We start from the raw sequence: 24,000 nt of genomic DNA, 5'->3' as shown, positions 1-24,000 counted from the left end.
CCTCCCAGCAAATCCGCGCGCCCCGGGTCGCTTCCGCCCGCCGGGCGCGGTCGCGTCAGGAAAACCGACCCATGCGTTCGTCCGTGTCACCCCTGCTTTTCGCGCTCGCCGCGCTGGCCCTGCCCGCGCTGGCGGCGCCGCCGCGCAACAACGCGCCGGTCGTCGCCAGCGCCGCCGAACTGGCGGTGTACGTGCCGCCGTCGATGCTGACCTCCAGCACCTACCTGCCGCGCACCAACATGTGGGTGGAGCCGGGCAAGGCCCTGGGCGACGCGCTCGACGAGGTCGGGCGCCGCTATTTTCCGGCCCTGCACGTGGTCCCGGCGGCCAAGGACGAGCGCTACGGCCTGCTGCTGGATCTGGCGCCGAAGTGGTCGAGCGAGGGCGGCAAGCTGACCCTGTCCGTGCCCTACGACGTTTACGGCGCCGACGGCAAGAAGCTCACCAGCGGCAGCGCCGAGCAGAGCACCGCGCTGAAGTACGGCAACTTCGGCGCCAGCGCCCAGGCCGTGACCCGGCAGGCGGTGCAGCAGGTGATGGCGCAGGTGCAGGGCGCGCTGCAGCCCGACCCGGTCAAGTTCCCGGCCACCGGCGCGACCGCGAAGATCGACCTGACCGCGCTGGTCGACCGCAGCAAGCCGCTGCGCACCGGCACCGCGTTCTTCGTCAACAAGGACGGCCAGTTGCTGACCGCCGCGCACGTGGCGCGCAACTGCGTGGCGATGGAAGCGCACCAGGACGGCGCGACCTTCCCGGTCAAGGCGCGCGCGGCCAGCGACCTGCTCGACGTCGCCGTGCTCGACTCGGGCAAGCCGCGCGCCGCGGCGCTGGCGCTGCGCCAGGGCCAGGCGATCGAGCTCGGCGAGTCGATCACCAGCGTCGGCTATCCGCTCAAGGGCGTGCTCGGCGATTCGCCCAACGTCACCCGCGGCAACGTCAGCGCCAGCCGCGGGCCGCGCGGTTCGATGGGCATGTTCCAGTTCTCCGCGCCGATCCAGCCCGGCAACAGCGGCGGCCCGATCGTGTCGGACAACGGCGAACTGCTCGGCGTGGCGGTCAGCACGCTCAACGCCGAGAGCATGGCCAAGCTCGGGCTGATTCCGCAGAACGTCAACTTCGCCCTCGACGGGCGCTATGTGGCGATGTTCCTGCAACGCGAGAAGGTGCCGTTCGAGACCTTGCGCGCGCAGGGCGCGGGCAGCATGCAGACGGCCAATCAGGCCGCGCTGTCGAACACCGTCCAGCTCAACTGCTACCAGTAAGGGGCCGCCATGAACCGTGCTTTCACGATCCGCGCTTCGTTGCTTGCCCTGTCCGTGCTGGCGCCGCTGGGCGCCGGCGCGTACGAACCGGCGCGCACGCCGATCCAGTCGCCGGTGCCCGCGCCCGCGCCGGCGCCGGCGCCCGCCACGGCCACGGCCGCCGCGCCTGCGCCTGCGGCGTCCGCGCCGGCCGTGCCTGCGTCCGCAACGCCTGCGTCCGCGGCGTCCGCCGTCGTCGCGCCGAAGGCCGGCGCCTTGCCGCCGATGCGTTTCCTCGCCTCGGTCGCCGAGGAGGAGATCTACGCCGGGCTCAAGGCCGATCCGAATTTCGCCGCGCTCGACAAGGAACTGGTCGGCAGCCCGCTGTCGCTGATGGTGACCCACACGATGCGCCCGACCGCCGGCGGCATGGCCGCGGGCCTGCTCAGCGCGGTGCTGGCCGGCGGCTCGCTCGGCCTGATTCCGGTGGTCAGCAGCGAGCGCATGGTGATCAAGTACGACCTCATGCTCAACGGCCGTCCCTTGACCAGCTACAGCTTCGAACGCACCGCGGCGCGCGCGCAGAATCTCTGGACGGTGGATGCCGGCATCGGCAAGGCCGGCATGGAATGGGTCAAGTCGACCGTGCCGGAAGCGGCGGCCAAGATCGCCAAGGATCCGGCGGTGCTGGCGCTGCGCCAGGAAATGGATTTCTACTTTCCGCCGGACACCGTCGCCGCACGCAAGTAAGTTTGGCGGGGCAGGGCGCGGCGAAGTCGCGCCCTGCGTCGTTCGGCATCGCGCGGCGATCGCTGCGCGATGCGGTTTGAAGCAAGACGCGAAGATCCTCGCGCCCCGCATCTTGCGAGGTTGCGCGGCGATCGTCGCGCCGCGCATCTTTCGCAGTGGCGCAGCGACTGCCGCGCTTCGCACCTTTCGGCGTTGCGCGGCGATCGCCGCGCAACGCGTCCTTCAGCGCTCCAGCCCCGCGCTCAACGGCTGCGGCTGCAATTGCGTCGCGCCGGCCTGGGCCGGCGTCGGCTCGCGATCCAGTCCGGTCACCGCGAGCGCCCAATCGCCAGCGCACGCGACGATCTCGCCGAGCGTCTCCTCGCCGGCCATGAGCTTGGCGCCGGCTTCGACCGGCCCCTCGCTGCGATACAGCGCCAGTCCGCGCTTGGCCTTGCCGAGAAAATGGGTGCGGGCGACGATTTCCTGACCCGGATAGCAGCCTTTCTTGACGCTGTAGCCGCGCAAACGGTCCAGCGACAACTGCTGCGGCGTCCATTGCGAGGCCTGTGACGCCGGCAGCCGCGGCAGGCCGTGGCGCAGGTCGGCCTCGGCCCAGCGTTCGGCGAGATCGGCATCGGCCGCGGCCGCGCGCCCGGCCGCCACGATGCGCAAAGTCCGCGCGCCGCCGTCGCCGCTCAGGTCGATCTCTACGCTGTCGTCGCCGTTGCCGTCGATCGCCGCGCCCGAAGCCCGCTCGGGCGCGCCGAAACGGCCCTCGATCACCTGGTCTTCACGCGTGGCGATCGCGACCTTGCTGCGGAACACGAAGCGCTTGAGCGCCTCCACCAGCGCATCGGCGTCGGCATCGGGCACGACCAGCCAGATGCGCTCCGCGGACAGCCGCAGCAGCGCGAACAGCGCCACGGCGCGGCCTTTGGGCGTCAGCCAGCCGCTCCATTGCCAGTGGCCGTCGGCCAAGCCCTTGACGTCGTTCATGAATTGCGCCTGGGCGAAAACCGCGGCGTCGCGGCCTTCCAGGGCGATGAGTCGTTGGCCGGGCAGGGCGAAGGCCTGTCCGGGCAAGGCGTGCGGGTTGTCAGGCATGGGGGCCGGGAATTAATATTTAACGCTGTGATGATAGGCGAAACCACCCCGGAAGCACGTTCGGACGACGCGTCCGAGACCGCGGCGACTCCCGTGTCCGGCGCGTCCGAGACGGGAGGCCATTCGCCTTCCGCCAAGGACGCTCCCAAAGAGCACGGTGGTCGCGAAGGTCTCGAGCCGACCCGCTACGGCGACTGGGAAAAGAACGGACGCTGCATCGATTTCTAGCGTCGCTCGCTAGTTGATCGGTCCGCATCCGCGCATTTCAAGCGCACCCCCTTACTGGCGTTTCCACACGCTTCCCGCCACGCGGCGCCGCCGCCCAGCCGAGATTGCCATACCCTCATGGCGAACCGCGAACGACCTTTGTCGCCACACCTGCAGGTTTACCGCTGGCAGGTTCAGATGGCGACCTCGATCCTGCACCGAGCCACCGGTGTCATCCTTTCCGTCGGCGCCCTGCTGATCGCCTGGGGCCTCAGCGCCCTGGCCGCCGGGCCGGACGCCTGGGCGAGCTTCATCGCCTGCGCGCGTTCGCCGCTCGGCTTCCTGATCCTGTTCGGCTGGACCTGGGCCTTCGCCTACCACCTGCTCAACGGCATCCGTCACCTGGTCCAGGACGCGGGCTTCGGCTACAAGGTCCAGACCTTCGTCCGCAGCGCCTGGACCAGCGTCGTCGGCAGCCTGGTGCTGACCGCGCTGATCTGGATCGTCGCCATGATGTCGCGAGGTGGCGCATGAGCATCTTCAGCCAAAAGCAACTGCGCACTCCGCTCAAGAGCGCGCGCGGCCTGGGTTCGGCGAAGGACGGCACCCACCACTTCGTGGTCCAGCGGGTCACCGCGATCGCGCTGATCTTCCTTTGCCTGTACGTGATCGGCCTGATCGTGTCGTGGATCGGCGGCGATTACGCCAGCGTCCGCGCCAGCGTCGCCCATCCCTGCAACGCGGTGCTGCTGAGCGCGTTCGTCATCGCGATGTTCTTGCACGCCAGGCTCGGCCTGCAGGTCGTGGTCGAAGACTACGTGCACGCGCCGCTGCTCGCGGCCGCTTCGCAGATCGCCATCGTTTTCGTTTGCGCAGTCGCGGCCCTGGCCAGCGTTCTCGCCATCATCCGCATCGCGCTGGGAGCCTGATCCGTGGCCTCTGCCTACAAGATTCAAGAACATTCCTTCGACATGATCGTGGTCGGCGCCGGCGGCGCCGGCCTGCGCGCGACCTTCGGCCTGGCCCAGAAGGGCCTGAAGACCGCCTGCATCACCAAGGTGTTCCCGACCCGTTCGCACACCGTAGCGGCGCAGGGCGGCGTGGCCGCGGCGCTGGCCAACATGGGCGACGACAACTGGAAGTACCACTTCTACGACACCGTCAAGGGCTCGGACTGGCTCGGCGACCAGGACGCCATCGAGTACATGTGCCGCGAGGCGATTCCGGCCATCATCGAGCTGGAACACTACGGCGTGCCGTTCTCGCGCACCGACGACGGCAAGATCTACCAGCGTCCGTTCGGCGGCATGACCACCAAGTTCGGCAAGGGCCCGCCGGCGCAGCGCACCTGCGCGGCGGCCGACCGCACCGGCCACGCGATCCTGCACACCCTGTACCAGCAGTCGCTGGCGCACGACGCGCAGTTCTTCATCGAATACTTCGCCCTCGACCTGATCATGGACGAGCACGGCGCCTGCCGCGGCGTGCTCGCGCTGGACATGGCCGAAGGCACCTTGCACCTGTTCAAGGCGCAGGGCACGGTGCTGGCCACCGGCGGCTACGGCCGCGCCTACTTCAGCGCCACCTCGGCCCACACCTGCACCGGCGACGGCGGCGGCATGGCCCTGCGCGCCGGCCTGGGCATGCAGGACATGGAGTTCGTGCAGTTCCACCCGACCGGCATCTACGGCGCCGGCTGCCTCATCACCGAAGGCGTGCGCGGCGAAGGCGGCATCCTGCGCAACAGCAGCGGCGAGCGCTTCATGGAGCGCTACGCGCCGAGCGTCAAGGACCTCGCCCCGCGCGACATGGTCAGCCGCGCGATGACCATGGAAATCCGCGACGGCCGCGGCGTCGGCGAGCACAAGGACCACATCCTGCTCGACCTGACCCACCTCGGCCCGGAAGTGATCCACAAGAAGCTGCCGGGCATCGCCGAATCGGCGCGCATCTTCGCCGGCGTCGACGTCGAGAAGCAGCCGATCCCGGTGATCCCGACCGTGCACTACAACATGGGCGGCATCCCGACCAACTACCACGGCGAAGTGGTGCAGCTGCGCGACGGCAACCCCGACGCGGTGGTGCCGGGCCTGTACGCGATCGGCGAAGCGGCCTGCGTGTCGGTGCACGGCGCCAACCGCCTGGGCTCGAACTCGCTGCTCGACCTGGTGGTGTTCGGCCGCGCGGTCGCCAACCGTTGCGCCGAGACGATTACGCCCGACGCCAAGCAGGCGCCGCTCGCCGCGGACGCCTGCGACATCGCCCTGGCGCGCCTGGACAAGCTGCGCAACGCCAGCGGCAGCACCCCGACCTCGGTCATCCGCGACAAGATGCAGCGCACCATGCAGGCCGACGCGGCGGTGTTCCGCACCAGCCAGACCCTGGCCGAAGGCGTGGCCAAGATGCGCGACATCCACGCCTCGTTCGCCGACGTCAAGGTCACCGACCGTTCGATGGTGTGGAACTCGGACCTGATCGAGACCTTCGAGCTGGCCAACCTGCTCGATCAGGCGCTGGTCACCATCGTGTCCGCCGAGAACCGCAAGGAATCGCGCGGCGCGCACGCGCACGAGGACTTCCCCGAGCGCGACGACCAGCACTGGCAGAAGCACACGCTGTGCTGGGTGGACGAGAAGGGCAATACCCGCATCGACTATCGCCCCGTCCACATGCAGCCGATGACGGGGGATGTCGAATCGATCCCGCCGGCCAAGCGCGTCTACTGATCAGGAGCCGCCGACATGGCCCAATTCTCACTGCCTAAGAACTCCAAGATCCAGAAGGGCCGCCACTGGGCGACGCCGGGCGCCAAGCAGCCGCGCACCTTCAAGGTCTACCGCTGGAACCCCGACGACGGCATGAACCCGCGCGTCGACACCTACGAAGTCGATCTGGCTTCGTGCGGCCCGATGGTTCTGGACGCGCTGATCAAGATCAAGAACGAGATCGACCCGACCCTGACCTTCCGCCGCTCCTGCCGCGAAGGCATCTGCGGTTCGTGCGCGATGAACATCGACGGCACCAACACCCTGGCGTGCACCCGCGCCATCGCCGATTGCGGCGACGCCAAGAACGATGTGCCGATCTATCCGCTGCCGCACATGGACGTGGTCAAGGATCTGGTTCCGGATCTGACCCACTTCTACGCGCAGTACGCGTCGATCCGCCCGTGGCTGCGCACCCAGAGCCCGACCCCGTCGGACCGCGAACGCCTGCAGACCCCGGCCGACCGCGAGAAGCTCGACGGCCTGTACGAGTGCATCCTGTGCGCGTGCTGCTCGACCAGCTGCCCGAGCTACTGGTGGAACGGCGACCGCTACCTCGGCCCGGCGATCCTGCTGCAGGCCTATCGATGGATCATCGATTCGCGCGATGAGGACACCGGCGCGCGCCTCGACGATCTGGAAGATCCGTTCAAGCTGTATCGCTGCCACACGATCATGAACTGCGCGCGGACCTGCCCGAAGGGCTTGAACCCGGCGCAGGCGATCGGCGAGATCAAGAAGCTGATGTTGCAGCGGCGGATTTGATCGGCATGATTCGATCGGCCTGATCCGATCGGTTGGTCTCGAATCGACGCCGCCGTCCGTTACCGGGCGGCGGCGTTTTCGTGAGCGCGGTCGCCGGTTCGCGGCGAACGCGCGCGGCATCGGCCGCAGGTCCAGTGGCGGCGCCGCGGAGATTGACGGACGATGCGCGCTGGCGCGGCGCCGGCCGCGCCGCCATCCGCTGCGCCGCGCGCGGCCTCACAGGGAGTGCAGACCCCGATGGACACGAAGACGATCTTCCTTCCCGCGCTGGCGATGGCCGCGCTGACCTGCGTGGTGTGGCTGCGTCTGTTCTACGTGCGCATCGGCCAGATGAAGCGCGACCGCATCCACCCGCAATCGGTCGCGACCTCGGCGCAGGCGGTGGCGAAGCTGACCGAATCCAAGGCCGCGGACAATTTCCGCAACCTGTTCGAACTGCCGGTGCTGTTCTACCTGGCGCTGGCGGTGGCCGCGTTCAACGGCTTCGCCGATGCCGCGACGCTGGCGCTGGCGTGGCTGTTCGTCGCCCTGCGCATCGCCCACAGCGCGATCCAGTGCGGCTACAACAAGGTCATGCACCGCTTCTATGCCTACGCCGCCGGCGGCGCGGTGTTGTGGGCGCTGTGGCTGCGCATCGGCTACGGCTTGCTGGCGTCGTAGCGTCGAGTTGCAAGAAAGCGGATTCCGAACCGCAGGAGAACACCATGAGCGATACCCCTTCGGCCGAAGACCGCGACGAGCTCGAACTGCGCCGCCTGCGCTGGCGCTGCCGCCGCGGCATGCGCGAACTCGACCAGTTGTTCGGCCGTTATCTCGACCGCGCGTGGCGGCAGTCTTCCGAACACGAGCGCGGGGTTTTCCTACGGCTGCTGGAAACCGAGGACGATAAGCTCTGGCACTGGTTCATGGGCCACGAGGAAGCGCAGGATGCGCAACTACAGGCGTTGGTGGAGAAGATCCGCAACCTGCCGGTGTGAGGCGGAGGCCGCCGCGGCGCGGGCCGGTGGCGGGCGAGCGTTCGCGGCGCATGCGCACCTGTGGCGGCGCGCTGCGCGTCGCCGGTTCGGCGGCGATGCGGCCGAAGCGGTGCGCGCGAACCGCGATCCCGGCTGCATCGACTGGCGCCCTTCGCGTTGGTTGGCCGCGGCGCTGGTCCTGATCGGCCTGCTCGCCGCCTTCGCCGTACTCGCCTGCGAACTGCCGCCGCCCCTGGCCTGGCCGCTGGCCGCGCTGGCGGCGGGGTGGGGCACGGCCCTGGCCCGGCGCGAATTGCGCCGGCCGCCGCGCCGCTTGCGCTTCGCCGGCGCGCGCGCCTGGCTCGACGACGCCCCGATCGCGCAGCTGCGCCTGCACTGGCGCGGGCCGCTGGCGCGCCTGGAATTCCGCACCGGCGACGGCCGCCGCGGCCGCCTGCTGTGGTGGCCCGACCGCCTCGACGCCCACGGCCGGCGTGAACTCCGGCTGGCCGCCACGGTCGTACTGCCTGCGTCTTCACCGCGTTCGGTGGCACCATGAGCGGTGCTCGGGGATTCGGGACCGCACGCGGCCGCGCCGCTGCCGTCCCGAAGTTCCGCCCGAGCCCCATTCCCCATCCCCATTGCCGGGTTCCATGTTCAAACCCATTTCCGTCGCCATCGGCCTGCGTTACCTGCGCGCCAAACGCCGCAACGGCTTCATCTCCTTCATCTCGCTCGCGTCCATCGCCGGCATCGCCCTGGGCGTGACCGCGCTGATCACCACCCTGGCGGTGATGAGCGGCTTCCAGCGCGAGATCCGCGACCGCATGCTGCAGATGGCCGCGCACGCCACCGTCAGCGCTTACGGCGAACCCTTGCAGGACTGGCGCCACGCGGTCGACATGGCGACCGCCGACAAGCGCGTCGCCGGCGCCGCGCCCTACGTCGAGAAGGAAGCGCTGCTCTCGGCCACGCGCCAGCAGCCGGCGATCGTGCGCGGCGTCGATCCGGCGCTGGAGGGGCGGGTCTCGGTGCTGGCCGACAAGATGGTCGAAGGCAAGCTCGATTCGCTCGAACCCGGCAGCTTCAACATCGTGCTCGGCAAGGAACTGGCGCTGTGGATGGGCGCCCAGGTCGGCGACAGCGTGGTGATGATGACCGCCGACGGCCGCAGCACGCCGATGGGCGCGATGCCGCAGCTCAAGCGCTTCACCGTCAGCGGCATCTTCGAAGCCGGCTACAACGAATACGACAAGGGCATGGCGGTCGCCAACATGCACGACATGCAGCGGGTGCTGCGCATGGGCGAGGGCGTCACCGGCGTGCGGCTGAAGCTGCACGACATGGACCAGGCCTGGGACGTGGCGCGCGACCTCGCGGTCAACCTCGGCGGCCCGTACCGGGTCACCGACTGGAGCAGCGACAACGCCAACATGTTCCGCGCGCTGAAGATGGAGAAGACGGTGATGGCGATCCTGCTGTCGCTGATCATCGCGATGGGCGCGTTCAACCTGGTGTCCTCGCAGGTCATGCTGGTCACCGACAAGCAGGCCGACATCGCGATCCAGCGCACCCTCGGCCTCACGCCGATGAGCGTGATGCGCATCTTCGTGGTCCAGGGAACCCTGATCGGCATCATCGGCACCGTGCTCGGGGTCATCGGCGGCATCGTGCTGACCCTGAACCTGGAACACATCCTCAAGGCCATCGAGAGCGTGCTCGGCGTGCAGCTGCTGCCCGAGGACGTCTACTACATCACCGGCCTGCCGACCGACCTGCAGACCAGCGACGTGACCATCATCGCCTGCGTCGCCCTGGCGATGGCGTTCCTGGCCACCATCTATCCCGCCTGGCGCGCCGCGCGCACGGCTCCCGCCGAGGCGCTGCGCTATGAGTAACCCTGCCGCCGACCGCGCGAACGCGTCCGCGCACGATGCCGCCGAGACCGTGCTCAGCTGCCAGGGCCTGGCGATGACGTATTCGGAAGGCACCCTGCACACGCCGGTGTTCAACGGCCTGGACTTCGCCGTGCGCCGCGGCGAGACCGTCGCGATCCTCGGCGCGTCCGGCGCCGGCAAGAGCACGCTGCTGCATTTGCTCGGCGGGCTGGATACGCCGACCGCAGGCGAGGTGTACGTCGCCGGCCAGCGGATGAATTCGCTGTCCGACCGCGCGCGCGGCCTGCTGCGCAACCGCGCGCTGGGCTTCGTCTACCAGTTCCATCACCTGCTGCCGGAGTTCACCGCGCTGGAGAACGTGACCCTGCCGGTGCTGCTCGGCGGCCGCGGTTCGCCGTCGGTGAAGGAAGCGACCCAGCGCGCGACCGCGTTGCTGGAATCGGTCGGCCTCGGCCATCGCCTCGGCCACAAACCCGGCGAACTGTCCGGCGGCGAGCGCCAGCGCGCCGCGGTCGCGCGCGCCCTGGTCAATCGCCCGGCCTGCGTGCTCGGCGACGAACCCACCGGCAACCTCGACGAGAAGACCGCAGCGACCGTGTTCGAGCTGATGCTCTCGCTCAACCGCGACCAGGGCACGAGCCTGGTGATGGTGACCCACGACCGGCGCCTGGCGCGGCGGCTGGACCGGGTGATGGAGCTGCACGAAGGCAGGCTGAGGGAATTGCGCGCGGACGAGGTTTAGCGTAAATCGCGTCGATCCTGGCGCGCAGGGCTACGGACGCGGGGTCTTCGGGGACGTAGTCCAGTTCGATCCGCACGCCGCCCGTGCGGCGTGCGATCCGGTCCTCCTCGCTCCGGTTCCGCGTGCAGGTCGCCTGCAGCCGGTCGGTCGAACGCCAGCGCAGCTGCGGGTGCCGGCAGTTCTCGACGATCGGCCTGGACCAGACACCGAACGGCAGAAAGCCGTAGCGCAGATACACGCTTTGGGAATAAGGCTCTTCTCCGCCGCGTTCCTGGGCGACGCGCAGACCGTAGGGCGACACTGCCGGTTCGTCGGCGGCGTAGTGGTCGAGCGTCCACATCCAGCAGAAGAAAGCGAACGCCGCGGCGCAGAAGGCCGACAGCAACACGGCCGCGCCGATCGCGATTTGTCTGTCGGTCCGATCCATTTGCGAAGCTTCCCCGACTCGGTTCGGCCGAGCATATCGTGGTCCGGCTGCGCGGCAGAGTATCGGTCCGCCGCGACCGAACCCGCGCCGACGGACTCGCGCGGCATGTTCCTACGCTGAGCAGGCCGTCGTGCCGACGGCGCTGCCCACGCCGTCGCCTTAGCCTGGAGATCGGGCTCATCGGCCGTCGCGCCGATCATTTCGCCGCACTGCGGCGAGGCGTCGGGTGCCGCAACGCGTCGCTGCGGTACCGATCCGGATTCTGGAGACATCGCCATGTTCGAAGCGGCAAGGACGCCGCCGTTCGGGAAACTCGTCGCCATCGCCCTGCTGGCCGGCATCGGCGCCGCGCTGGCCTCGCCGTGGCTGTTGCCCTGGCCATCGATGGCGCCACTGGCGTTGCTCGCCACGGCCGGTTGGTGGCGGTTGCGGCGCGCCCGCGCGCTCGCCGCGTTCGCGTTCGGCTTCGCCCTGGCGAGCCTGCATGCGGCGCATGCCTTGGCGCTGCAACTTCCGCCGGACTGGGAGAAGCGCGAAGTCGCGTTGCGCGGCCGCATCGTCGACTTGCCCGTGCACGAGTCTCGCCGCAGCCAGTTCCGCTTCCGCGTCGACGACGATGCCGCGCAGCCCGCGCCGTTGCGCGGTCGGCTGCTGCGTCTGGCCTGGTACGACGACGATCCGCAGCAGCGCGCCGCACTGAAAGCCGGCCAGCGCTGGCAACTGCGGGCGCGGGTGCGCGCGCCGCGCGGGCTGCGCAACCCGGGCGGTCCGGACGCCGAGAAGTACGCGCTGGCGCAGCGTCTCAGCGCCAACGGCTACCTGCGCGATCCGCAGGCCAACGCGCGCCTGCTCGCGCCGCCCGCCGGGCTGGATGCGTGGCGCGAAGCCATGTGCGAGCGCATCGCTGCGGCGGTTACGACGCCGGGCTCGCGCTTCGTGCGCGCGCTCGCGCTCGGCGACACGCGCGGGCTCGACGACGCCGATTGGGACGTGCTGCGCGCGAACGGCCTCACCCATCTGATCGCCATTTCCGGCTTCCACGTCGGTCTGGTCGCGGGCTTCTTCGCCTTGTTCGCGCGCGGCGCGTGGTGGCTGCTGCCGGGCCTGGGCCGGCGCGTGCCGGCGGTCGCGGCCGCATCGCTGGCGGCGATGGCCGGCGGCCTGCTGTACGCCGCTGCGGCCGGCTTCGCCCTGCCGACCGTGCGCACCTGGCTGATGATCGCGGTGATCGCGGCGCTGCGCCTGCTGCGGCGGCCGGGCCACGGTGCCGATGCGCTGGCCTTGGCGGTGATCGCGGTGTTGCTGGCCGATCCGTTGGCGCTGCTCGGCGCCGGCTTCTGGCTGAGTTTCCTCGGCGTGGCCTGGCTGCTGTGGTGCCTGCCGGCGGCGGGCGAGGGCGGCTGGCGCGAGCGCCTGGGCGGTTTCGTTTCGGCGCAGGGCGTCGCCAGCCTGGGCCTGCTGCCGCTGTGCGTGGCGTTGTTCGGTCAGGCGTCGCTGGCCGGGCCGCTGGCGAACCTGGTCGCGGTGCCGTGGTGGAGCCTGATCGTCGTGCCGTTGGCGCTGATCGGCACCGGCCTGGACAGCGTGCATGCCGGCGCCGGCGCATTCGCCTGGCGCTGGGCCGCGGCCTGCTTCGAACCGGGCTGGCCGGCGTTGCAGGGCTTGGCCGGCAGCGGGCTGGCGCTGTGGTGGTTGCCGGAACCGCGCTGGTTCGCGCTGCCGCTGGCGCTGCTCGGCGCGTTCTGGCTGCTGCTGCCGCGCGGCACGCCCGGCAAGGCGCTGGCGCTGCTGTTGTGGCTGCCGCTGCTGTGGCCGGACCGGCGCCTGCCGGCGCCCGGCGCGGCCGAACTGGTGGTGATCGATGTCGGCCAGGGGCTGTCGGTGCTGGTGCGCACCGCCCATCACAGCCTGTTGTTCGACGCCGGCCCGGCGGTGCGCGACGGTTTCGACGCCGGCGAGCGCGCGGTCGTGCCGGCGCTGCACGCGCTCGGCGTGCGCCGGCTCGACGCGGCCATCGTCAGCCACGGCGACCAGGACCACGCCGGCGGACTCGCCGCCGTGCTGCGCGCGTTTCCGGCGCCGCTGCGGTGGGGGCCGCCGGGGATCGAAGGCGACGCGGTGCGCGGCCTGCGCCTGCAAACCTGCGAAGCCGGCCGCGAATGGCGCTGGGACGGCGTGCGCCTGCGTTTCCTGCATCCGCCCGCGCACTTCCCTTATCTGCGCAACGAATCCAGTTGCGTGCTGCGGATCGACGCCGCGCACGCCAGCGCGCTGCTGACCGGCGACATCGGCGAAGTGGTCGAGCGCGACCTGGTCCGGCGCGCGTCGCAGGCGCCGGCCGAGACGCTGCGCGCCGACGTGGTGCTGGTCGCCCACCACGGCAGCGGCGAGTCTTCCGATCCGGCGTTCGTGCGCGCCACCGGCGCCCGTTACGCCCTGGTCTCCAGCGGCCACGGCAACCGCTTCGGCCACCCGCGTCCGGAGGTGTCGCAACGCTGGCGCCGGGCCGGCGCCCGGGTCGCCGACACCGCCGCCGACGGCGCCCTGCGGATCGCGCTGCGCGCGCCGGACCGGGCCGGCGGCGGCGCCGGTTTGCGCCTGGAATCGCGACGCCAGACACACCCAAGGTTGTGGGACGCGAGCCGGCGCGCGCCTGGGCTATCCTATCGGCCGGATTGAAGTCGGCCACGGGCCGGAGGTTCGCGAGTGCTGGAACTGGTGAAGGCCGGCGGTTGGCCGATGATTCCGTTGTTGATCCTGTCGGCCGTGGCCTTGGCGATCATCATCGAGCGGCTGTGGACCCTGCGCCGGCGCGCCGTGCTGCCGCCGAACCTGGGCCAGGAAGTGCGCGCCTGGGCCGCCGGCGGCAAGCTCGACCCGGCCCACATCGAGTCGTTGCGCGCGACCGCGCCGCTCGGCGCGCTGCTCGCCGCCGCGCTCGATGTGCGCGGCCGACCGCGCGAGGAAATCCGCGAACGCATCGAGGACGTCGGCCGGCATCTGGTCCACCGCATGGAGCGCTACCTGAACACGCTCGGCACCATCGCCGCCGCCGGTCCGCTGCTGGGCCTGTTTGGCACCGTGGTCGGCATGATCCAGATGTTCCTGGTCATCAACGACCACGGCATCGGCGACGTCAACCAGCTCGCCGGCGGCATCGGCAAGGCGCTGGTGTGCACCGCCACCGGCATGATCGTGGCGATCCCGGCGCTGATGGCGCACCGCTGGTTCCGCGGCCGCATCTCCGAGTACATCGTGGCGATGGAGCACGAGGCCATCGCCCTGGTCGACGTGCTGCAGCAGCACCCCGGCGAAGGCCGCGCCAGCGAGCCGCGTCCGGTGCGCCTGGCCGGCGGCCAGGGCTGAGGCGCCGCCCGCATGCGCATTCGCGACCACCGCGCCGACGACGAGCCGGAAATCAACCTGGTCCCGCTGATCGACGTGATCCTGGTGTTGATCATCTTCTTCGTGGTCACCGCCACCTTCGACGCGCGCTCGGTGCTCAAGCTCGAGCTGCCGCGCGCCACCGGCGAACCGTCCGGCGACGCCAGCAAGGCGCTGGTGGTGCTGGTCAACGCCGAGGGCCGTTATTTCGTCGGCGACCGCGAGGTGCTGCGCGACGATCTGGAATCGCTGAAAAGCACGATCGCGGAAGTCGCCGGCGACGACCGCGACCGCACCGTGATGCTGCGCGCCGACGCGCGCACGCCGTACCAGGCGGTGGTCACCGTCTACGACGCGCTCGGCCAGCTCGGCTTCCGCAAGATCATGAACGCCACCGCGCCGCCGCCGGCGTCGGCGGCCAAGCCCGCCGCGGGGGCCGCGCGGTGACGGCGAACGCGACCGTGTCGCCGTGGCAGACCTACCGTCGCCTGCTCCGCTTCGCGCTGCCGTATCGCAGCCTGCTGTGGCTGGCGGTGATCGGCATGCTGATCGAGGCCGCCGCCGGCGCGGGCTTCACCAAGTTGATGGAACCGGTCATCAACCAGACCTTCATCGCCAAGAACGAGCGGATCGCGATCTGGCTGCCGCTGACCATCGTCGGCCTGTTCGTGCTGCGCGGCATCGCCGGCTACATCACCGATTACTACATGGCCAAGTCCGGGCGCGGCGTCGCCCGCGACCTGCGCGTGCAAGTGCTGGCCAAATACCTGCGCCTGCCGGGTTCGCGCTTCGACACCGAGCCGGTGCCGTCGATGCTGGTGCGGCTGGGCTCGGACAGCGACCAGGTCGCGCAGGCTTCGGTCGATGCGCTCAAGGTCATGGTGCAGCAGTCGACCCAGGCGCTGGGCCTGCTCGCGGTGATGATCTGGACCAGCTGGCAGGTGACGCTGGCGGTGCTGGTGGTGGCGCCGCCGCTGGCCTGGGTCATGGACAAGGTCGGCCGGCGCTATCGCCGCATCAGCCACCGCATCCAGGAGAGCGGCGCGGAACTGCTGCTGGCCGCCGACCAGAGCCTGTCGAACCAGCAGGAAGTGAAGGTCTACGGCGCGCAACAGTCCGAACTGGCGCGTTACCGCTCGATCGCCGACCATTACCTCAAACTCAGCCTCAAGGTCGAATCCACCCGCAGCATCGCCTCGGCGATGGTCCAGCTGATGGGTTCGATCGGCCTGGCGGTGCTGTTGTTCGTGGCCGGCTACGAAGCCTTCAACGGGCGCCTGAGCGCCGGCGGCTTCGTCGCGCTGATGATGGCGATGATGGCGATGATCCCGAACCTGCGCCAGCTCACCAACGTGCAGAACATGCTCCAGCGCGGCGTGGCCTCGGCCGAGCGCCTGTTCGAGGTGCTCGACGCGGCCGAGGAGCCCGACAGCGGCAGCCGCGAGCTCGCGCGCAGCCGCGGGCTGATCGAGTTCCGCGAGGTCACCGCGCGCTATCCGGGCCAGGACCGTCCGGCGCTGGCCGACATCAGCTTCGTCGCCCGGCCCGGCACGGTCACCGCCATCGTCGGCCGCTCCGGCAGCGGCAAGTCCAGCCTGATCAAGCTGATTCCGCGCTTCTACGATCCTGAGTCCGGGCAGATCCTGCTCGACGGCCACAGCCTCACCGATTACAAGCTCGCCGACCTACGGCGCCAGATCGCCCTGGTCGGCCAGCAGGTGATGCTGTTCGACGGCACCATCGCGGCCAACGTGGCTTACGGCGAAATGCAGGGCGTCGATGCGGCCACGCTGGAGCGCGCGATCCAGGGCGCCAACGCCGCCGAGTTCGTCGACAAGCTGCCCGACCGTCTCGACGCCGCGATCGGCGCCAAGGGCGGCAAGCTCTCCGGCGGCCAGCGCCAGCGCCTGGCGATCGCCCGCGCGATGCTCAAGGACGCGCCGATCCTGATCCTCGACGAAGCCACCGCCGCGCTCGACACCGAGTCCGAACGCTTGGTGCAGGACGCGCTGGAGCGGTTGATGCCCGACCGCACCACGCTGGTCATCGCCCATCGTCTGTCGACGATCGAGCATGCCGATCAGGTGCTGGTGATGGACCAGGGCCGGATCGTCGAACGCGGCTCGCACAGCGAACTGCTCGCCCAGGGCGGGCTGTACGCGCATCTGCACCGCATGCAGTTCCGCGAGGCCGAATGAAGGCCGTCGCCAAGCTCCACAGCGGCGGCGTTGTGTGCGCCGCGATCGCTGCCGCCGCGAGCCGCGTCGCTGCGAGTCGCGTTGTTGCGAGTCGTGTGTTTGCGAGTCATGTGTTTCCGAGCCGCGCCGCGGCCGCGGACGCCGCCAACCCGGACCTGCGCCGATGAGCGCCGAACGCCGCGGCGGCCCGCCCGCTTATTGGTACGACGACAGCGCGGTGCCGGCGCATGCGCGCCTGCTCGCCGCGCTCTACGCCGCGGTCACCGGTTTTCGCCGCGGCCTGTATCGCAAGGGGCTCAAGCGCCGGCGCCATCCGGGCGTGCCGGTGATCGTGGTCGGCAACATCACCGCCGGCGGCGCCGGCAAGACGCCGCTGACCATCGCCCTGGTCCAGCGCCTGAAGCAGGAAGGCTGGAACCCCGGCGTGGCGACCCGCGGCTACGGCCGCGACGACGCCGCGGCGTCGCTGTGGGTCGAGCGCGACACCGACGCGCGCGCCGGCGGCGACGAACCGGTGCTGATCGCGCGCCGCACCGGCGCCAAGGTTCGCGCCGACCGCGACCGCGCCAGCGCTGCGCGCGCGCTGGCCGAGGCCGGCTGCGACATCGTGGTCTGCGACGACGGCCTGCAGCATTACCGGCTGGCGCGCGACATCGAAATCGAAGTGGTCGACGGCCGCCGCCGCTACGGCAACGGCCAGTTGCTGCCGGCCGGCCCGTTGCGCGAACCGCCCGAACGCGGCGCGCAGTGCGACTTCCGCGTGGTCAACCTGCCCGCGCCCGCGGCCGGCGAAGCCGCGGCCAACGCCGGCTTCGGCGAATGGCCGATGCGGTTGATCGCCGACCAGGCCCAGCCTTTGCTCGGCGCGCGTCCGCTGCGGCTCGACGCGTTCGCCGGCAAGCGCGTGCACGCGGTCGCCGGCATCGGCGATCCGGAGCGCTATTTCGCGATGCTGCGCGGCCACGGCATCGCCGTCGTCCCGCACGCGTTTCCCGACCATCACCGTTACGGCGCCGCCGATTTCGCGTTCGGCAGCAAGCTGCCGGTGCTGATGACCGAGAAGGACGCGGTCAAGATCCCGCTGGACGGGCAGGGCGGGTTCGATCCGGAGTCGTACTACAGCGTGCCGGTGCGCGCGGAACTGCCCGAGGCGTTCTGGGTGTCGCTGTTGGACAAGCTGCAGGCGTTCAAAGCCAAGTGACGCCGTAGCTGGATCGGCGCGGTCGCAGCTCGCGCCGCTCCTGCATAAGCTGCCTGTAGGAGCTGCGCGAGCTGCGACCGCGACACCACGCCTGCCGCGCCGCTGCCGCCATCCCGCGTCGCCGTCACGCCCCGTCCGCGATACTCGCATCACGCATCACGCATCACGCATCACGCATCACGCATCACGCCGCACGCCCCACCGTTCCGGAGCCAACCATGAGCCAGGACTTCGTCGTCGCCATCCCCGCCCGCTACGCCGCCTCGCGCCTGCCCGGCAAGCCGCTGCGCGCACTCGCCGGCGAGCCGCTGGTGCTGCACGTCGCCCGCCGCGCGCTCGCCGCCGGCGCGCGCGAGGTGTGGATCGCCACCGACGACGAGCGCATCGCCGCCGCGCTCAAGGACAGCGGCGTGCAGGTGGCGATGACCTCGCCCGACCACGCCTCCGGCACCGATCGCCTCGCCGAATGCGCCGACATCGCCGGCTGGCGCGACGACACCGTGGTGGTCAACCTGCAGGGCGACGAACCGTTCGCGCCCGCCGCCGGCATCGTCGCCGTCGCCGACGCCTTGCGCGACAGCGGCGCCGAGATGTCGACCCTCGCGGTCGCGGTCACCGAGGTCGAAACCCTGTTCGATCCCAACGCGGTCAAGCTGGTGCGCGCCGGCAACGGCGACGCGCTGTACTTCAGCCGCGCGCCGATCCCGTGGCCGCGCGACGCTTTCGCCAAGGACCGCGAGCGCATGCCCGGCGGCGGCGAATGGCTGCGCCACATCGGCATCTACGGCTACCGCGCCGGCTTCCTGCGCAAGTTCGCCAAGATGCGGCCGGGCCGGCTGGAGCAGATCGAATCGCTGGAACAGCTGCGCGCGCTCGAAGCCGGTTTCCGCATCGCCGTGGGCATCGCGCCCGAGGCGTTCCCGCCCGGCGTCGACACGCCCGAGGACCTGGCCCGCGCCGAAGCCTTCCTGGCCGCGCAAGGCGCGGCCGCTGCGACTGCGGCCGGGCAGGGCGCCGCCGACGAAGGAACGTAAGCCGTGCGCCTGCTGGTGGTGTGCCTGGGCAACATCTGCCGCTCGCCGGTCGCCGAGGGCGTGCTGCGCGCGCGCATCGAGGCCTCGTCGCTGCGCGGCTTGATCGAACTGGATTCGGCCGGCACCGGCGACTGGCATGTCGGCGAACCGCCGGACCGGCGCTCGATCGCCAACGCCGCGCAGCACGGCATCGACATCTCCGGCCTGCGCGCGCGCCAGCTCGCCGCCGCCGACTACCGCGAATGCGACTGGCTGCTGTGCGCCGACCGCGCCAACCTGCGCGACGTCCGCGCCCGCGCGCCCGCGGACGCGACCGCGCGCAGCGCGTTGCTGCTGGACTGGTGCGGCAGCGAACACGAAGGCGAGGTTCCCGATCCCTACACCGGCGGCGCGGCCCAGTTCGAGCATGTGTTCCAACTGCTCGACCGCGCGGCCGACGGGGCGATCGCGCGACTGCGCCGCGAGTTGCAGCAGCGCTGATCGCGCCGCGGGGCTTTGCCCCCGATGCTTCCGCTGCCTTGCAGAGGTCCGTCGGGCCTGACGCTTTCCGGCCAGATCCTCGCGCCCGACCGAACGACGTCGGGCCTCAAGCCCCTCCCACAAGGGGCGGCGCGGCTGCTCCTCGTCAGTCGGAAAACCGTCGAGCCTGACGCCGCCGGCGTTCTTGCCGGAGCGCCTTGAGGCCCGACACTGTCCGATCCGGTTGCGATCCCGGCGCGACATGCCGGCTCGAACCGCAACGCCCCGGCGCCTTGCCGCGCTGGCGCATTCAGCCGTCCATCCCATCGCCGGCCCTTGCGCTCGCGCATAATCGACCCAATTCAGTTCCTGCCCCGATTCGCCGGCCGCAGCGCCGGCCGCCAGCCGCCGCCGATGCTTTCAACCGCGACGCCCGCCACCGCTTGCCCGCCTTCGTCCCGTCGCTTCGCCGCGGCCGCGTCGCCGCGCGCCCGCGTCGCGGCCGCCGCGCGAGGCGCACGCGCATGAGCGCCGACCTGCCCGACGCGAACGCCCAGCCCGCGCCCGACGCCGCCGCGCCGGCCGACGACGCACCGGCCAAGCCCGCGCCCGCCAAGCCCGTGCCGTTCGACGGCAAGGCCTTCGTCAAGCAGCTGAGCACCGCGCCCGGCGTCTACCGCATGCTCGGCGTCGACGACAAGGCGCTCTACGTCGGCAAGGCCGGCGCGCTCAAGAACCGCGTCTCCAGCTATTTCAACGCCACGCCGAAGTCGGCGCGGATCATGTCGATGCTGGCGCAGACCGTGCGCATGGAAGTCACGGTCACCCGCACCGAGGCCGAAGCGCTGATCCTGGAAAACCAGCTGATCAAGTCGCTCAAGCCGCGCTACAACGTGCTGCTGCGCGACGACAAGAGCTATCCCTACGTGCTGATGACCAGCGAGGCGTGGCCGCGCATCGCCATGCACCGCGGCCCGCGCGCGGTCGCCGGGCGCTACTTCGGCCCCTACGCCAGCGTCGGCGCGGTGCGCGACACGCTGAACCTGATGCACAAGCTGTTCCGCCTGCGCAGCTGCGAGGACAGCGTGTTCCGCAACCGCTCGCGGCCGTGCCTGCAGCACCAGATCGGCCGCTGCAGCGCGCCCTGCGTCGGCCTGGTCGCGGCGCGCGACTACGCCGAGAGCGTGCGCCGTTCCGGCCTGTTCCTGGAAGGCCGCAGCGACGAGCTCACCGACGAACTCGGCCGCGACATGGAAGCCTCCAGCGCGCGCCTCGACTTCGAAGACGCCGCGCGCCTGCGCGACCTGATCGCCAGCATCCGCAGCCTGCAGGCGCGCCAATACGTCGACGGCCGCGCCGCCGACCTCGACGTGCTCGCGCTGGCGATGTCCGGCGCCGCCGCCTGCGTGCTGCTGCTGGCGTTCCGCGACGGCCGCAACCTCGGCACCCGCGCGTTCTTCCCGCAGACCCGCGGCAGCGACAATCCCGAGGAAGTGCTGACCGCCTTCATTTCGCAGTACTACGGCGAACAGACCCCGCCGGGCGAGATCGTGCTCGACCGCGACTTGCCCGACCGCGAACTGTTCGAACAGGCCTTCTCCGCCGCCGGCGAACGCCGCGTGCAGATCAAGAGCAACGTGCGCGGCGAACGCGCCGGCTACCTCGATCTGGCCCGGCGCAACGCCGAGATGGCGCTGGCCACCGAAATGACCAGCCACGCCGCCCAGCTGGCCCGCGCCGAAGCGCTGCGCGACCTGCTGAAGATGCCGGCGCTGCCGCAGCGCATCGAATGCTTCGACATCAGCCACACCATGGGCGAGGCCACCGTGGCCTCGTGCGTGGTGTTCGATTCGCAGGGCCCGGTGCGCGGCCAGTACCGCCGCTACAACATCGCCGGCATCACCGAGGGCGACGACTACGCGGCGATGAACCAGGCCATCGCCCGGCGCTTCCGCCGTGCGGTCGAGGAAGACGGAGTCATGCCCGACGTGCTGCTGATCGACGGCGGCGCCGGCCAGGTCGCGCAGGCGCGCGCGGCGCTGGACGAGCTCGGCGTGGACGGGGTGATCCTGGTCGGCGTGGCCAAGGGCCCGGCGCGGCGCCCCGGCGACGAGGAACTGCTGCTGCCCGACGGGCGCACGGTCCACCCCGGCGCCGAGTCGCCGGCGCTGCAACTGGTCCAGCAGGTCCGCGACGAGGCGCACCGTTTCGCCATCACCGGCCACCGCGGACGCCGGCAGAAGGCGCGCAACAGCAGTAGGCTGGAGGACATTCCCGGCATCGGGCCGCGCCGACGCGCTAATCTGTTGCGGCATTTCGGCGGCCTCGGCGGGCTCAAGGCGGCCGGGGTCGAAGAAATTTCCCGGGTCGAGGGCGTCAACGAGGCCTTGGCCGAGCGCATCTACGCCGCCCTGCACGGGCTGGACGCGCCGGACGAGGCCGCCGCCGCGGTCCCGGCAACGCCCGCGGCCGCCCCCAAGGCGGGCAAGGGCGGCAAGCAGCGCACGGCCGCCGGGCCGGCGGAACCCAAGCGGAGCGAAGGATGAAGTTGACCATACCCACCATGCTGACCCTGGCGCGGATCGTGCTGATCCCGGTGCTGGTGGTGGTGTTCTTCCTGGATTACACCTGGACCAACTTCGCGGCCGCGTTCATTTTCGCCTTCGCCTCGATCACCGACTGGCTCGACGGCTGGATCGCCCGCCGCTACGACCAGTATTCGGCGTTCGGCGCCTTCCTCGACCCGGTCGCCGACAAGCTCATGGTCGCGGTGGCCCTGCTGCTGATCGTGCAGAAGCACCCGACCGTGTGGATGACGCTGTGGGCCGCGGTCATCGTCGGCCGCGAGATCGCGGTGTCGGCGCTGCGCGAGTGGATGGCCGAGCTCGGCCAGCGCGCCGCGGTCAAAGTCGCCGCGATCGGCAAGATCAAGACCATCGTGCAGATGGTCGCGCTGGTCTGCCTGCTGTATCAGGAACGCATCCTCGGCCTGCCGGTGTTCCAGATCGGCGAATGGCTGCTGGCGGCCGCGGCGCTGCTGACCCTGTGGTCGGGCCTGGCCTACCTGCGCGCGGCCTGGCCGATCATGCGCGCCGACACCAGCGGGCCGCGCTGATCCTCCGGCCGGGCCCGTTTTGCGCCATTGCGGCCTGCGGGCCGCTGCCAGGGCAGGGGACGGGACGCTCGCGAGCATCCCGGGGCCGCGTTAAGGAAGCAGTTGACAGTTTTCTTTCGATGCCTAAAATATCGCTTCCTCTGCGGGAATAGCTCAGTTGGTAGAGCACTACCTTGCCAAGGTAGATGTCGCGAGTTCGAGTCTCGTTTCCCGCTCCAGATTCAAAGTCGTTCGGTAATGCGAATGTCTTGAAATCAAACCCCCTCGCGGGGGTTTGTTTTTTTGACGAAGGTCGGCAGTCGAAGCTATTCGGGATTGCCAGCCGTCGTAGTGTTAAGGCAACATGTGTCGACGTCACCGGCCGGGTGGCAGAGTGGTTATGCAGCGGACTGCAAATCCGCGTACGCCGGTTCAATTCCGACCTCGGCCTCCAAATTCGCGACCTCGGCGGCAGCATCGCCGGAGTCGAAAAAATCAGCGGGAATAGCTCAGTTGGTAGAGCACTACCTTGCCAAGGTAGATGTCGCGAGTTCGAGTCTCGTTTCCCGCTCCAGATCGATGTCCGCCACGGCGGCGCATCCGCGGCACCCAAGGCGTCCGGCCCGGCCGGTCGCCTTTTCTTTCCCCGAACGGGTCTTGGATCCGCGACGGGGTAGGCGAAAAATCAGCGGGAATAGCTCAGTTGGTAGAGCACTACCTTGCCAAGGTAGATGTCGCGAGTTCGAGTCTCGTTTCCCGCTCCAATCCGATGCGGCGCTTCGGCGGCGCACAAGCAGCAAACGAAGCGGTCGGCGCAAGCCGGCCGCTTTTTCTTTGCGCGCGCGCCTGGTGCGATCGCGGCGGCGTATGCTCGCGTCGGCGCATCGACGCGTTCCGCGTCGGCGCCATCCGACTCCCAGCAAGGACCGCCGCATGAGCATCGCCAACCCGCAGTTGCAGCACTACGACTTCCTCGCCTACATGCAGCGCGACGCGTACTTTCCGCCGCCGCTGGTGCAGAAGGGGCGGCAGATCCTGATCCGCCTGTGCGAGGCCATCGAAGCGCAACAGCCGCAGTCGCTCGAGGCGCTGTACGTGCTGACCCATGCGGCGACCGACGAGTTCAACCGACTCGCCGAGGAGTTCTACGAACACGACAGCGAGATCGAGACCGCGGCGCGCGAGAACATCGGCGAGGATTTCGGGGTCGTCGCCAAGGCGTATGGATTCGAGGCGGATTACGAGGAACTGATCGCGACGCGCGATTGGTGAAAGCGGCGCCGGCGGGCCAAGCCGTCGCCGGGCGGATGCGATGAATCGACTTTCAATCCAAGCCGGCGGCAATGCAGATGACTGACCAAGGCGAGTTCGCGATCGTTGTCGGCGAGCGTAAGGACGGCTTGCGCCGCGTCGAGATCCGGGTTGGAAACGAGCGTCTGACCGGCGAGGATCGCTTCGTTTACCCGCCCGCCTTCTTGCATGCCATGAGGAGCACGGCGAACCATCTGCGCGGCGAACTGAACTTCCTTCGCCATGAGCGCGAACTCTGGGGGCTCGGGATCGAGGAGGCCTTCGAACGGGTGTCGTTGGGCGACTTGCATGAGCCGTTGCGCATCCTCTCGTGGGGTCCCACTACGGACGATTGCCTTTGCTTTCTTCTTCCTGTCCAGGGAAAGCTTTGGCTGGCATGGAGGAGGACAGACGCCGAGTGGCCGCGTGCCGTTCCTGTCCTGCCTTATGACCTCATCAGGACAATCGAGGCGGCGATCTCAGAGCTGGAGACGAGTCCTGTT

General features: G+C 70.0%; 23 protein-coding genes, 4 tRNA genes and 1 pseudogene. 26 read left to right on the top strand and 2 right to left on the bottom strand.

Annotation, left to right across the window (positions count from 1 at the left end):
* Nucleotides 1–83 precede the first annotated feature (83 nt).
* Nucleotides 84–1,262, top strand: a complete 1,179-nt coding sequence (locus JHW38_RS06305; protein WP_207525134.1) for a S1 family peptidase — start codon at nucleotides 84–86, stop codon at nucleotides 1,260–1,262.
* A 9-nt stretch (nucleotides 1,263–1,271) separates the two neighbouring features.
* Nucleotides 1,272–1,991, top strand: a complete 720-nt coding sequence (locus JHW38_RS06300) for a hypothetical protein (RefSeq protein WP_207525133.1) — start codon at nucleotides 1,272–1,274, stop codon at nucleotides 1,989–1,991.
* A gap of 222 nt (nucleotides 1,992–2,213) precedes the next feature.
* Here JHW38_RS06300 and JHW38_RS06295 read toward each other — a convergent pair whose 3' ends face one another.
* Complete coding sequence (locus JHW38_RS06295) at nucleotides 2,214–3,077, bottom strand: YgfZ/GcvT domain-containing protein (RefSeq protein ID WP_242691240.1); 864 nt, start codon at nucleotides 3,075–3,077, stop codon at nucleotides 2,214–2,216.
* A 30-nt stretch (nucleotides 3,078–3,107) separates the two neighbouring features.
* Here JHW38_RS06295 and JHW38_RS06290 point away from each other — a divergent pair, with 30 nt between their 5' ends.
* From JHW38_RS06290 to JHW38_RS06175, 24 genes and pseudogenes are all read left to right on the top strand, one after another.
* A complete protein-coding gene (locus JHW38_RS06290) occupies nucleotides 3,108–3,305 on the top strand; it encodes a DUF1674 domain-containing protein (RefSeq protein WP_207526278.1) in 198 nt (65 codons plus the stop codon).
* 117 nt (nucleotides 3,306–3,422) lie between these two features.
* On the top strand, nucleotides 3,423–3,818 hold the full coding sequence (sdhC, locus tag JHW38_RS06285; protein ID WP_207525131.1) for a succinate dehydrogenase, cytochrome b556 subunit: 396 nt from the start codon (nucleotides 3,423–3,425) through the stop codon (nucleotides 3,816–3,818).
* Nucleotides 3,815–4,213, top strand: a complete 399-nt coding sequence (gene sdhD / locus JHW38_RS06280) for a succinate dehydrogenase, hydrophobic membrane anchor protein (protein WP_207525130.1) — start codon at nucleotides 3,815–3,817, stop codon at nucleotides 4,211–4,213. Before sdhC ends, sdhD begins: the two co-directional genes overlap by 4 nt.
* A 42-nt stretch (nucleotides 4,214–4,255) precedes the next feature.
* Nucleotides 4,256–6,010 (top strand): succinate dehydrogenase flavoprotein subunit, encoded by a 1,755-nt coding sequence (sdhA, locus tag JHW38_RS06275; protein WP_242691365.1) that lies wholly within the window; start codon nucleotides 4,256–4,258, stop codon nucleotides 6,008–6,010.
* Nucleotides 6,011–6,025: 15 nt separating this feature from the next.
* Nucleotides 6,026–6,814 (top strand): succinate dehydrogenase iron-sulfur subunit, encoded by a 789-nt coding sequence (locus tag JHW38_RS06270; protein ID WP_207525128.1) that lies wholly within the window; start codon nucleotides 6,026–6,028, stop codon nucleotides 6,812–6,814.
* A 237-nt stretch (nucleotides 6,815–7,051) separates the two neighbouring features.
* Nucleotides 7,052–7,474, top strand: coding sequence for an MAPEG family protein (locus JHW38_RS06265; RefSeq protein ID WP_207525127.1), 423 nt, complete (start codon nucleotides 7,052–7,054; stop codon nucleotides 7,472–7,474).
* Between the two features lie 44 nt (nucleotides 7,475–7,518).
* Entirely contained in the window at nucleotides 7,519–7,791 is a 273-nt protein-coding gene (locus JHW38_RS06260) for a succinate dehydrogenase assembly factor 2 (RefSeq protein WP_207525126.1), read from the top strand.
* A gap of 109 nt (nucleotides 7,792–7,900) precedes the next feature.
* Nucleotides 7,901–8,329 (top strand): hypothetical protein, encoded by a 429-nt coding sequence (locus JHW38_RS06255; protein WP_207525125.1) that lies wholly within the window; start codon nucleotides 7,901–7,903, stop codon nucleotides 8,327–8,329.
* 94 nt (nucleotides 8,330–8,423) lie between these two features.
* A complete protein-coding gene (locus JHW38_RS06250; RefSeq protein ID WP_207525124.1) occupies nucleotides 8,424–9,668 on the top strand; it encodes a lipoprotein-releasing ABC transporter permease subunit in 1,245 nt (414 codons plus the stop codon).
* Entirely contained in the window at nucleotides 9,661–10,410 is a 750-nt protein-coding gene (gene lolD, locus JHW38_RS06245) for a lipoprotein-releasing ABC transporter ATP-binding protein LolD (protein WP_207525123.1), read from the top strand. The genes JHW38_RS06250 and lolD overlap by 8 nt, the downstream gene beginning before the upstream one ends.
* Nucleotides 10,411–11,113: 703 nt before the next feature.
* Nucleotides 11,114–13,516, top strand: coding sequence for a DNA internalization-related competence protein ComEC/Rec2 (locus tag JHW38_RS06240; RefSeq protein ID WP_207525122.1), 2,403 nt, complete (start codon nucleotides 11,114–11,116; stop codon nucleotides 13,514–13,516).
* A 27-nt stretch (nucleotides 13,517–13,543) separates the two neighbouring features.
* On the top strand, nucleotides 13,544–14,203 hold the full coding sequence (locus JHW38_RS06235) for a MotA/TolQ/ExbB proton channel family protein (protein ID WP_074865316.1): 660 nt from the start codon (nucleotides 13,544–13,546) through the stop codon (nucleotides 14,201–14,203).
* A gap of 12 nt (nucleotides 14,204–14,215) precedes the next feature.
* Nucleotides 14,216–14,668: an ExbD/TolR family protein gene (locus JHW38_RS06230; RefSeq protein WP_207525121.1), complete on the top strand. Its 453-nt coding sequence runs from the start codon at nucleotides 14,216–14,218 to the stop codon at nucleotides 14,666–14,668.
* On the top strand, nucleotides 14,665–16,419 hold the full coding sequence (gene msbA, locus JHW38_RS06225) for a lipid A export permease/ATP-binding protein MsbA (protein WP_207525120.1): 1,755 nt from the start codon (nucleotides 14,665–14,667) through the stop codon (nucleotides 16,417–16,419). The genes JHW38_RS06230 and msbA overlap by 4 nt, the downstream gene beginning before the upstream one ends.
* Before the next feature lie 163 nt (nucleotides 16,420–16,582).
* The gene (gene lpxK, locus JHW38_RS06220; RefSeq protein ID WP_207525119.1) at nucleotides 16,583–17,620 is read left to right on the top strand and encodes a tetraacyldisaccharide 4'-kinase; all 1,038 of its coding nucleotides are present in this window, start codon (nucleotides 16,583–16,585) and stop codon (nucleotides 17,618–17,620) included.
* A 218-nt stretch (nucleotides 17,621–17,838) separates the two neighbouring features.
* Complete coding sequence (gene kdsB / locus JHW38_RS06215; RefSeq protein ID WP_207525118.1) at nucleotides 17,839–18,654, top strand: 3-deoxy-manno-octulosonate cytidylyltransferase; 816 nt, start codon at nucleotides 17,839–17,841, stop codon at nucleotides 18,652–18,654.
* Between the two features lie 3 nt (nucleotides 18,655–18,657).
* Nucleotides 18,658–19,134, top strand: coding sequence for a low molecular weight protein-tyrosine-phosphatase (locus JHW38_RS06210; RefSeq protein ID WP_207525117.1), 477 nt, complete (start codon nucleotides 18,658–18,660; stop codon nucleotides 19,132–19,134).
* A 503-nt stretch (nucleotides 19,135–19,637) separates the two neighbouring features.
* A pseudogene (gene uvrC, locus JHW38_RS06205) lies at nucleotides 19,638–21,560 on the top strand (excinuclease ABC subunit UvrC); the annotation flags it as partial.
* A gap of 95 nt (nucleotides 21,561–21,655) precedes the next feature.
* Complete coding sequence (gene pgsA, locus JHW38_RS06200) at nucleotides 21,656–22,228, top strand: CDP-diacylglycerol--glycerol-3-phosphate 3-phosphatidyltransferase (protein ID WP_207525115.1); 573 nt, start codon at nucleotides 21,656–21,658, stop codon at nucleotides 22,226–22,228.
* 142 nt (nucleotides 22,229–22,370) lie between these two features.
* A tRNA-Gly gene (locus tag JHW38_RS06195) sits at nucleotides 22,371–22,446 on the top strand.
* A gap of 141 nt (nucleotides 22,447–22,587) precedes the next feature.
* Nucleotides 22,588–22,661 (top strand) — tRNA-Cys (locus JHW38_RS06190).
* A gap of 44 nt (nucleotides 22,662–22,705) precedes the next feature.
* Nucleotides 22,706–22,781: transfer RNA gene (locus JHW38_RS06185), tRNA-Gly, on the top strand.
* A gap of 114 nt (nucleotides 22,782–22,895) precedes the next feature.
* Nucleotides 22,896–22,971, top strand: a tRNA-Gly gene (locus JHW38_RS06180).
* A 169-nt stretch (nucleotides 22,972–23,140) separates the two neighbouring features.
* A complete protein-coding gene (locus tag JHW38_RS06175; protein WP_207525114.1) occupies nucleotides 23,141–23,479 on the top strand; it encodes a DUF5713 family protein in 339 nt (112 codons plus the stop codon).
* Here JHW38_RS06175 and JHW38_RS06170 read toward each other — a convergent pair.
* On the bottom strand, nucleotides 23,446–23,808 hold the full coding sequence (locus JHW38_RS06170) for a hypothetical protein (RefSeq protein ID WP_207525113.1): 363 nt from the start codon (nucleotides 23,806–23,808) through the stop codon (nucleotides 23,446–23,448). The genes JHW38_RS06175 and JHW38_RS06170 overlap by 34 nt on opposite strands.
* Nucleotides 23,809–24,000: the final 192 nt, after the last annotated feature.

It is taken from the genome of Lysobacter enzymogenes (assembly GCF_017355525.1).
GTDB lineage: Bacteria > Pseudomonadota > Gammaproteobacteria > Xanthomonadales > Xanthomonadaceae > Lysobacter > Lysobacter enzymogenes_C.
The sequence above is the reverse complement of the archived record's forward strand: the minus strand, read 5'-3'. Positions and strand labels throughout refer to the sequence as shown.

What these genes read in the sequence shown, in the direction of transcription:
- JHW38_RS06300 (WP_207525133.1), top strand. Translation starts at nt 1,272, where the DNA reads ATGAACCGTGCTTTCACGATCCGCGCTTCGTTGCTTGCCCTGTCCGTG.
- JHW38_RS06295 (WP_242691240.1), bottom strand. Translation starts at nt 3,077, where the DNA reads ATGCCTGACAACCCGCACGCCTTGCCCGGACAGGCCTTCGCCCTGCCC.
- JHW38_RS06290 (WP_207526278.1), top strand. Translation starts at nt 3,108, where the DNA reads ATGATAGGCGAAACCACCCCGGAAGCACGTTCGGACGACGCGTCCGAG.
- sdhC (WP_207525131.1), top strand. Translation starts at nt 3,423, where the DNA reads ATGGCGAACCGCGAACGACCTTTGTCGCCACACCTGCAGGTTTACCGC.
- sdhD (WP_207525130.1), top strand. Translation starts at nt 3,815, where the DNA reads ATGAGCATCTTCAGCCAAAAGCAACTGCGCACTCCGCTCAAGAGCGCG.
- sdhA (WP_242691365.1), top strand. Translation starts at nt 4,256, where the DNA reads ATGATCGTGGTCGGCGCCGGCGGCGCCGGCCTGCGCGCGACCTTCGGC.
- JHW38_RS06270 (WP_207525128.1), top strand. Translation starts at nt 6,026, where the DNA reads ATGGCCCAATTCTCACTGCCTAAGAACTCCAAGATCCAGAAGGGCCGC.
- JHW38_RS06265 (WP_207525127.1), top strand. Translation starts at nt 7,052, where the DNA reads ATGGACACGAAGACGATCTTCCTTCCCGCGCTGGCGATGGCCGCGCTG.
- JHW38_RS06260 (WP_207525126.1), top strand. Translation starts at nt 7,519, where the DNA reads ATGAGCGATACCCCTTCGGCCGAAGACCGCGACGAGCTCGAACTGCGC.
- JHW38_RS06250 (WP_207525124.1), top strand. Translation starts at nt 8,424, where the DNA reads ATGTTCAAACCCATTTCCGTCGCCATCGGCCTGCGTTACCTGCGCGCC.
- lolD (WP_207525123.1), top strand. Translation starts at nt 9,661, where the DNA reads ATGAGTAACCCTGCCGCCGACCGCGCGAACGCGTCCGCGCACGATGCC.
- JHW38_RS06240 (WP_207525122.1), top strand. Translation starts at nt 11,114, where the DNA reads ATGTTCGAAGCGGCAAGGACGCCGCCGTTCGGGAAACTCGTCGCCATC.
- JHW38_RS06230 (WP_207525121.1), top strand. Translation starts at nt 14,216, where the DNA reads ATGCGCATTCGCGACCACCGCGCCGACGACGAGCCGGAAATCAACCTG.
- lpxK (WP_207525119.1), top strand. Translation starts at nt 16,583, where the DNA reads ATGAGCGCCGAACGCCGCGGCGGCCCGCCCGCTTATTGGTACGACGAC.
- kdsB (WP_207525118.1), top strand. Translation starts at nt 17,839, where the DNA reads ATGAGCCAGGACTTCGTCGTCGCCATCCCCGCCCGCTACGCCGCCTCG.
- pgsA (WP_207525115.1), top strand. Translation starts at nt 21,656, where the DNA reads ATGAAGTTGACCATACCCACCATGCTGACCCTGGCGCGGATCGTGCTG.
- JHW38_RS06175 (WP_207525114.1), top strand. Translation starts at nt 23,141, where the DNA reads ATGAGCATCGCCAACCCGCAGTTGCAGCACTACGACTTCCTCGCCTAC.
- JHW38_RS06170 (WP_207525113.1), bottom strand. Translation starts at nt 23,808, where the DNA reads ATGCAAGTCGCCCAACGACACCCGTTCGAAGGCCTCCTCGATCCCGAG.